The organism is Bradyrhizobium sp. GCM10028915 (assembly GCF_042666195.1).
GTDB lineage: Bacteria > Pseudomonadota > Alphaproteobacteria > Rhizobiales > Xanthobacteraceae > Bradyrhizobium > Bradyrhizobium canariense_D.
The window spans coordinates 159620-167853 of record NZ_JBHTFN010000034.1 but is presented as its reverse complement, the minus strand read 5'-3'; the positions used below and the strand labels follow the sequence as shown (position 1 = coordinate 167853).

The 8234-nt window shown below is 58.1% G+C and carries 4 protein-coding genes and 1 pseudogene; 1 reads left to right on the top strand and 4 read right to left on the bottom strand.

Annotated elements, in window-relative coordinates:
• The 4 genes and pseudogenes from ACFQX9_RS17420 to ACFQX9_RS17405 form a co-directional block, all read right to left on the bottom strand.
• Nucleotides 1-270: pseudogene (locus ACFQX9_RS17420) on the bottom strand (hypothetical protein); the annotation flags it as partial.
• Between the two features lie 1122 nt (nucleotides 271-1392).
• The gene (locus tag ACFQX9_RS17415; protein WP_377789776.1) at nucleotides 1393-3048 is read right to left on the bottom strand and encodes an amidohydrolase; all 1656 of its coding nucleotides are present in this window, start codon (nucleotides 3046-3048) and stop codon (nucleotides 1393-1395) included.
• Between the two features lie 28 nt (nucleotides 3049-3076).
• Nucleotides 3077-4105, bottom strand: coding sequence for a CobW family GTP-binding protein (locus tag ACFQX9_RS17410; protein ID WP_377789774.1), 1029 nt, complete (start codon nucleotides 4103-4105; stop codon nucleotides 3077-3079).
• Between the two features lie 757 nt (nucleotides 4106-4862).
• On the bottom strand, nucleotides 4863-5477 hold the full coding sequence (locus ACFQX9_RS17405; RefSeq protein ID WP_204513486.1) for a helix-turn-helix domain-containing protein: 615 nt from the start codon (nucleotides 5475-5477) through the stop codon (nucleotides 4863-4865).
• A gap of 253 nt (nucleotides 5478-5730) precedes the next feature.
• Between ACFQX9_RS17405 and ACFQX9_RS17400 the strand changes: the two genes are divergently transcribed.
• Complete coding sequence (locus tag ACFQX9_RS17400; RefSeq protein ID WP_377789771.1) at nucleotides 5731-8217, top strand: FAD-dependent oxidoreductase; 2487 nt, start codon at nucleotides 5731-5733, stop codon at nucleotides 8215-8217.
• Nucleotides 8218-8234: the final 17 nt, after the last annotated feature.

Sequence of the window (8234 nt, the reverse complement as noted above, 5' to 3'; positions counted from 1 at the left end):
GTGGCTTCCGATGAACACTTCGCCCCGTACCAGCACATGCTCGGTCCAGGGCAAGCCGCGCTTCGACTTCCTGCCTCCAACGGGATAGGCGTCGGCGTGGCTGCTGTAGAGGCGCTCGAGCTCCATGGTCGCTGCGTGCAGACGCATCACGGTCAGCAGCCGATGGCCCAATAGACATTGGGCGATCTCGTCGACGACCGGCAGAATCGCCGCTTTCGGACCAGTCCTCGCCGCCTCGGTGACCCGCGCCAGGTCGTCGCCGCCGATCACAGGAGCACCACGCGCAAAAGGGCCTCGATTGGTGTGGGCAGCGGCGAGACCGTGTTCGTCTCGTGCAGCATCATCGTGATCACGAATTTCTGCGCCATGCCTCAGTTTCCCGTTCCCGAATTCGCGACGATCCCCCTCCACAGACGTCCAGCCCTGCTGGAAATCCATCGTTGGCCCGCTCTCGGCTCGCTCGGGCATAGCAACCCCCGGACGCCACACGGGCCGCAACAAGATACATTTGGGGCGCAGGGCTTTTGGGCAAAGTTTATCAATCAGCGCTGAATTGCAGCCGGGCCGGCACGCCCGGCGCTGGAATTGATCAACAGCGGCATTGCCACGCCTGGGCAGGGAACGAGCGGGGACGCTGATGGATGATCGGCGCGTGCGATGTCAAGCCACGAAGGCGCCTTGACGCGACCGATTGTGTTGGATCGTTGCCTTGAAAGGCGCAGGCGCCACGTGCGCAAATGCTGGAGATAGGAATCGGCGGAAGAGCCGATCTGACGATGCGTCGGCGGCGAACTCCGTACTGGAAATTCTTCAGATAAGGCGGAGCACGGACGGGATTGCCACCTGATGGGCAGCCTCACGCGGTAGAAATATTGGAGCACCGACGGAGTTCTTAGGCGTTGGAGCTGAACCACAACGAGATCGGTGCAGATGAACCTAGGCCGCAGAATAGCTGCAGTTCACAGACCTGCCGCTCTTCGCCGTCAGCCTGGTCTGCAGGGGCATTGGCGTATGCGGCGGGTCGGCCACGGCGCTGCGGCTGCGCCAACGACCCGAGTAGCCTCGCTCCCCCGAGTTCGGCGGCCAACTCAGCGGCCGACCTCTTGCTGGGGTGGATGTAGGCTCGTGTCTTCGACCTCGTAGGGGCGGCTGGCGTGCGGGCTCAGCTCCATGACACGAGGCACTCCCTGACAAAGAAAATACCTTATCTACATCGATTCCATCTAACCAATCAGATGGGACAAACACGAACACAGGGCGTGGCGACCGCCAGCGACAGCCGTGACTTGGCGCCGGTTTAGGACTCGAACTTACCGACGAGTTGACCGACTAACGGCGCCCACAGAGTCCGAAGAAGCGAATGCGCATTCTTGAGGGTTTGGCGCGCTTGCGCTATGCCGCCTCGCGTCCGGTCGGCGCTTCATGGGCCGAGCACTCCCAAATTGGCTCTCCCTCGATGTACGTGCCGAGGACCTTGAGATCGAGCACGTGCTCGGGATCGACTGCGCGTGGGTTCTTATCTAGGAGGACAAAATCCGCATATTTGCCAACCTCAATGCTTCCGATCTCGTTCTGCTTTCTAAGGTGGAATGCCGCGTCAATTGTTACGGAGCGCAAGGCCGAATCCATATCCATGATTTGATCCGGACCAATAACGTTTCCTGCGCGGCTTCGACGAGTAGTGGCAAGATGTAGGCAAAGGAGCGCGTGCGGCCAAGTCATTGGCGGATCGCAGTGGAGCGAACTCCGCATCCCCATTCGGACGGCGCTTCCGGCTGGCACAAACTTTGCGGCCGCTTCCGGTCCAAGGAGCGCGTCGCGGAGTGCTTCGCCCCAATAATACAGGTAAGGCAAGAAGAAGCTGCAGACGACCCCGAGCTTATTGCAGCGCTCAATTTGGTCTTCGCGCAACGTTCCGCAATGCTCGAGCCGGAATGGACGCTTTGCTTCGGAAAACTCATTGAGCGCCAGTTCGTACGCATCCAGAACCGCGTCGATCGTGCGATCGCCATGCGTATGGACGGACATTTGATGCCCGCGGGCCGCGTAAGCCTTTATTATTCGCTTCAGCTCTTCGGGCTTGTAGTTCATATGACCGACGCTATCGCGCGGAAGACCCATGCTCGTAAGGGTGATTTCGTTATTCAGGTATGGCTTCGTCAGCCACACGTTTCCCATTAGGACGGACCCATCACCCCACATCTTGATACCCGCCATCGCAAATCGATCGTTTCCTCCGTCAAACGGAATCGTCTCGATTCCTTCGGGAACAGCTCTCTGATAGCAAAACACCCGAATGGGCATTTGCTCGCGCTCCAGAGTCTTCTTGTAGAAGACACTGGTCATTGGCGTCAGTCCCATTTCCGAGCTGGTTGTATACCCAGACTTTGAGAACTTCCACAGCCAATCTCGTAGCGAGTCGATACCCCGCTGCTCGCCACAGATCGCATAGAAGCTCTCGACGATGTAATCGCGTGAGCGCTCCTCAAACTTCCATGGTTCACCATTCTCGTCGGAACGAACATGCCCGCCGGCAACGACGGGGGTCTCTCGTGTGATTTTAAGTGCTTTAAGGGCCGCCGTGTTCAGAAATATTCCGTGCATGTTTGACACCTGCACGGCGATCGGAATCGTCGGTGAGAGTTCGTCGAGCTCTGCTTTGCTAGGCTCTTTGGCACCCGCGTGGAGCTGGGCGTCAAGGCCCAGGAACCAGAGGAAATCACCCTCCTTGGCCTTGCTAACCCTTCTTCTGATCTTGGCGAGAGCCGCCTCGTAGGTAGGCGTGTGCACTGATCGAATATCGACGACCGGGTCGCCCCAACACAGAGCGCTAAGCAGAGGATGGCCATGTGCTTCGACGAAACCAGGTAACATCGTGCGCCCGTCGAGATCGACCATGGTGGTTTCGGAACCACGGTAGCTGCTTACGGCTTCCAAAGATCCAACGGCGAGTATTTTCCCCTTGGATATCGCGACCGCTTCAACTTGCATCTGGTCGCGATCCATCGTGACGATCGGACCGCCGTGAAAAATCGCGTCTGCACCCATCTGTGCTCCCCTTGCCTGCTTCCGGGCTTCAAGCGCCGTTGGTTTGCCGTTCAAACATTTCCGTGAGTCTGCCGGTTGGCAGTTCGCCGCGCATTCCTATGAATACGAGTTCGCTTCTCTGATCGCCCGAAGATGAAAGGCGTAGATCGATCGTCGAGCGCTTGCCGATCAGCTGGAAGACGCCGCTCTGATCGGGCAAATCCGAAAATCGAACGATGCCCTTCGCCCGCAGGATCGATGCAGGAAGAGCTTTTACGATCGCAGCGAAGTTGGCCTGGTTGCCGACATTGCCTGACCAGGACCAGCTCTCAAACATGCCGTAGTGATCACGAGTCCTGTAAGCGCCGCTGCAGGCGGCGCAGGCTCGATCGCGGCATGGGCTTTCAGTCTGGTCACACCGAAATGTTGTTATTTTCCAACCCGAAGGAAGCTGGTGAGGCGCCTCTACGTTGCTATCAGAGAGTAACATGAACGCGGGAAGGACGGCATTGTGCGTTCTTATAATTCTCATCATAGGCAGCGCGCCGCGGAGCGTCGCGACGACTTTGTCGGCGACTGCCGGCGTTACCAGGTCGGTCTTGTTGAGTAACACATAGTCCGCGACCGCCGCCTGATCGATCGCCAGCTCAGTGTTTTCGAAGTTGAGGTCCGGAAAGTTCTCGGCATCGACAATGCAAATCGTACGATCGACCTTTAGTCGGCGAGACACCTCCGGCTGCATAAATGCATCGGCGATAGCCATCGGATTGGATACGCCACTCGTCTCGAGCAACACTCCGTCGAACCTCGGCTCTGAAGATGCGATAGACAGAATTGAACTTAAGAGATCATCTTTGATGCTGCAGCACACACATCCATTTGTAAGAGAAATGATGGTGTCGCTCTGCGATGCAACCAGCTTCACATCAATGTTGAGCGCCGCAAAATCGTTGACGAGAACAGCCAGTCGCTGCCGCGTCTGCTGCAGTATGTTGTTCAGAAGAGTCGTCTTACCGGCACCCAGAAAGCCGGACACGATCGTAACTGGTAATGGTTGCTCCCGGGCGAAATGCAGCATCGCGGCATATCCTCGGTGCCTGCGGCAGCGGTTCACACTCGTCCGCCGCCCCGTCACACCGTTCCTGAACGAAGTGCGCGTGGCTGGAGCACCACTGAAATTCGCAACGACGAAACGAGATCTCAAATAAATTGTCGTTACAATTCTGTCAATGTGAATTTATGTCGAATAATTTCATGGATACGACTGTGTTAGGCTTGGCAGCAGAAAACGCCGACGCCACTTTGTACGCTCGACAATGGCATTCGGGCGTCACACCAACCCCGAACCGGTTGAGATGTCACCGGGGCATTCCGGCAGAATGCGTCAAACAACTTCGTGAGACCAGCGCCTGTCGCAACAACCGCGCCAAGCAGAGGACCGCCGCTGCGATTACGGATAGCAGGCCGGGAGCGGAGCGGCTCGCTGCGCCGGCTAGGTCGGCGCTATATGTGATATGCGCCTCTTCACAGTGCCGATCGCCAACCTCGTTGACCGTACATTTCTATTACGCGCGGGCCCGACTAGCTATCGCCTTTGCCCAGTGCCCGTCGCTCGGGATGGTTGCGCCACCACCGTCCCAAGGAAGCCAGGTGATTAAGTCATGACGAGCCGCCAGTTCGCCGTTTCTCTTACCCCGTTGTTGTGGGCCGGCGGCCCAGAGGAGGTAACGATTGGTCACCTGCTCTTCCTGTTCGATCACGTTACGTATGGGTTGTGTCGTACTACCGTTTGAGCGACTCTCGGACGGGCCTTGCTCGTGAAACGCAGGGCATTGCTAGTAGTGCGGAGGAGTGATCACCCACACGACCTTGGCAGGCTCCGTTCCAGGGTTCGCGCAGCGATGTTGCGAAGTGCTGCTAAAGGAGAAGCTGTCGCCTTCCTCGAGCTGAAACAGCTTCCCGTCGACCCACAGGTCCAGTTGCCCCGCGATCAGAACCCCCGCCTCATTTCCGTCATGGCTGTATTCCCCGCTGTCGGCACCGGGCTCAATTGTACTCATGAGCAGTTCTAGCGGGCCGGCGAGGTTGGGTGAGAGAAGCTCCTCGGCGATGCCAAGGCCGGTGAAGGTCAATCGGCGGCGGTGCGCCTTGCGAACGACGACGTCACGTTCGTCGGGCGTAGCCTGCATGTTACCGTTGAAGAACCAGTTCATGTGCACGCCGAGAACGTCGCTTAGCTTTTTCAAAACCCCGATCGGCAGCTTGGATTGGTTTCGTTCGATCTGACTCAAATAGCCCACCGAAATGCCGGCTGCTTGGGCAAGCTGGCTCAGCGTCAGCTTCTTGAGCTTGCGTAGCTCGCGAATCTGTCCGCCCACGGCAGCCCCCAAGTCGCCCTTCGGTTCAGAGGCCGTCCATTCATCAGCTGCGCGTATCGATCTAATCGCCATGAACTCTCTCGTCCTTCACGCGGGCCGTGTTGCTCCACGACATGCCCCCCTGCAACCCAGTCAAGCAAGCCACTTTCAACAGTCAATCACTCGGAGGGCTTTGATCGTTGGAGCGCCTGCCACCCGAGCGTCAAAGTGCCCGATTCTCTATAGGAGCCACAGCTTCGGAAAAAAATACCGATGGTCATGAAAAAGCTATTCACATTTATGAAAAAACGTGGAATAATTTCATGATGGTCGTTGGAGTTTAGGTATGACGGATCTTCCAAAGTCGGCTCAGGTCGTCATTGTCGGCGGCGGTATCATGGGTTGCAGTCTGGCTTACCATCTGACCCTTCGCGGTTGGACCGATGTGGTCTTGCTTGAACGTAAGCAACTCACCTCCGGAACGACATGGCACGCGGCTGGTTTGGTTGGTCAGCTCGGAGCAACGCACAATCTAACGCGGTTGGCCCAATATACGACCGAGCTCTATGGGCAACTCGAACGAGAGTCGGGGCAAAACACTGGCTACCGCCAGATTGGGTCACTGGCAATTGCGACCCATCAGGAGCGCTTCGAGGAGTTGAAGCGCGGAGCGTCAATGGCTCGTTGTTTTGGGTTGGAGGTAAACGTCCTCACGGCGAAGGAGGCGGGCGATCTTTGGCCGTCAATGGCAACCGAAGATCTCGTGGGTGCGGTTCATCTTCCCAAGGATGGGCAGACCAATCCGGTGGACACGACGCATGCGCTCGCGAGGGGCGCCAAGCTTCGTGGGGCGAAGATATTTGAGGGCACCGCTGTAACCGAGATCGTGATCGAAAATGGTCGCGCGGTCGGTGTTCGCACGAAGGACGGCGAAATTGCCGCCGAATTTGTGGTCAATTGCGCGGGCATGTGGGCGCGGGACCTCGGTGCAAGCGCGGGTACGACCATCCCGCTTCACGCGGCCGAGCACTTCTATATTGTCACCGAGCCGCTGCCCGAGATCAAAAGGCATCTTCCCGTGTTGCGTGATGCCGATGCTTGCACCTATTTTAAGGAAGATGCCGGCAAGCTGCTGGTCGGCTGGTTCGAACCGGTTGCGAAGCCTTGGGGGATGGAGGGGATACCCGAGAGTTTCGAGTTCGATACGCTGCCGGATGATCTCAATCACATCGAGCCGCTGCTTGAGGGGGCGATCCGTCGCGTTCCGGTGCTGGCGAAGACGGGAATCCAGTTGTTCTTCAACGGACCCGAGAGTTTTACCCCGGACGATCGCTATATGCTTGGCGAGACGCCGGAGGTACGAAATCTGTTCGTGGCGGCGGGCTTCAATTCCATTGGTATACGTTCTGCGGGTGGAGCAGGCAAGGTGCTTGCCGATTGGATCGTCGATGGTCACCCGCCGATGGACCTGTGGGACGTCGATATACGACGCGTGATGCCGTTCCAATCGAACCGTCGCTATCTCCGCGATCGAACGGTCGAGTCGCTCGGCTTGCTGTACGCAATGCACTGGCCGTTCCGGCAGCCGGAGACAGCGAGAGGTGTCCGACGTTCTGCACTCCACGATCGCTTGCTCTCGCGGGGGGCCTGCTTCGGTGAGGTCGCGGGCTTCGAACGACCCAATTGGTATGCGCCAAAGGGGCACGAAGCCAAGTACGAATATAGTTTCGGGCGGCAAAATTGGTTCGACTATTCCGCCGAGGAGCATCTCGCGGTGCGCGAGAGCGTCGGGCTATTCGATCAATCGTCCTTCGCCAAACTCGTGTTCGAGGGCGAGGACGCCGAGCACATTCTCAATAGGATCTGTGCGAATAACGTCTCGGTTCCGGTCGGGCGCATCGTATACACTCAGTGGCTCAATGAGCGTGGTGGCATCGAGGCGGATCTGACGATCACCCGCGAAAGCGAAAAGCGCTTCCTCATCGTAACCGCCGTCGCCACGCAGGTCAGGGACTTGGCCTGGTTGAACCGCCACATTCCGGAAGGTGCACGGGCCGTGGCCGTCGACGTTAGTTCGGCTTACTCGGTCCTCGGTGTGATGGGTCCGAAGTCCAGGAGTTTGTTGAGCAAGCTGACGGATGCCGATCTGTCGAACGGTGCATTTCCATTCGCGACCTCGAAGGTCATCGATCTTGGTTACGCCAAGGTGCGGGCAAGCCGCATTACCTATGTCGGCGAACTGGGATGGGAATTGTACGTTCCGACCGAGTTCGTCCAGGGCGTATTCGACGTTCTTCTGGAAGAGGGTGCTTCATTCGACATGCGCCTCGCCGGCTATCACGCGATGAATTCATTGCGAATGGAGAAGGGGTACCGGCACTGGGGCCACGACATCACGGACGAAGATACCCCGCTGGAGGCCGGGCTCGGCTTCGCCGTCGCTTGGTCGAAGCCGCAAGGATTTATTGGGCGCGATGCCTTGCTGCGTCAGAAGGAAGCCGGGCCCAAGCGCAAGATGGTCCACATTGCTCTAGAGGATCCCGCGCCGCTGCTCTACCACAATGAACCAATTTGGCACGATGGTCGGCTCGTAGGACGCGTCACGTCCGGCATGTACGGTCACAGCATCGGAGCCTCTCTTGGTCTGGGCTATGTCGAGAACCCCGACGGCGGAGGAGTCGATGCGGCTTATTTGCAGGGCGGCAAATTGGAGGTCGAGGTCGCAGGCGTGCGTGTGCCCGCCCGTGCTTCGCTACGCGCGTTCTATGATCCCGCCAACAATCGGGTGAAGGACGTCGAAGGTGCTGGGGCCCTGTCTGCGTCGGCTTCCTGATCGGTAAGTGTCATGTC

Bases quoted from the DNA above. Each gene is read 5' to 3' on its own strand.
- ACFQX9_RS17415 (WP_377789776.1), bottom strand. From the start codon at position 3,048: ATGGGTGCAGACGCGATTTTTCACGGCGGTCCGATCGTCACGATGGAT.
- ACFQX9_RS17410 (WP_377789774.1), bottom strand. From the start codon at position 4,105: ATGCTGCATTTCGCCCGGGAGCAACCATTACCAGTTACGATCGTGTCC.
- ACFQX9_RS17405 (WP_204513486.1), bottom strand. From the start codon at position 5,477: ATGGCGATTAGATCGATACGCGCAGCTGATGAATGGACGGCCTCTGAA.
- ACFQX9_RS17400 (WP_377789771.1), top strand. From the start codon at position 5,731: ATGACGGATCTTCCAAAGTCGGCTCAGGTCGTCATTGTCGGCGGCGGT.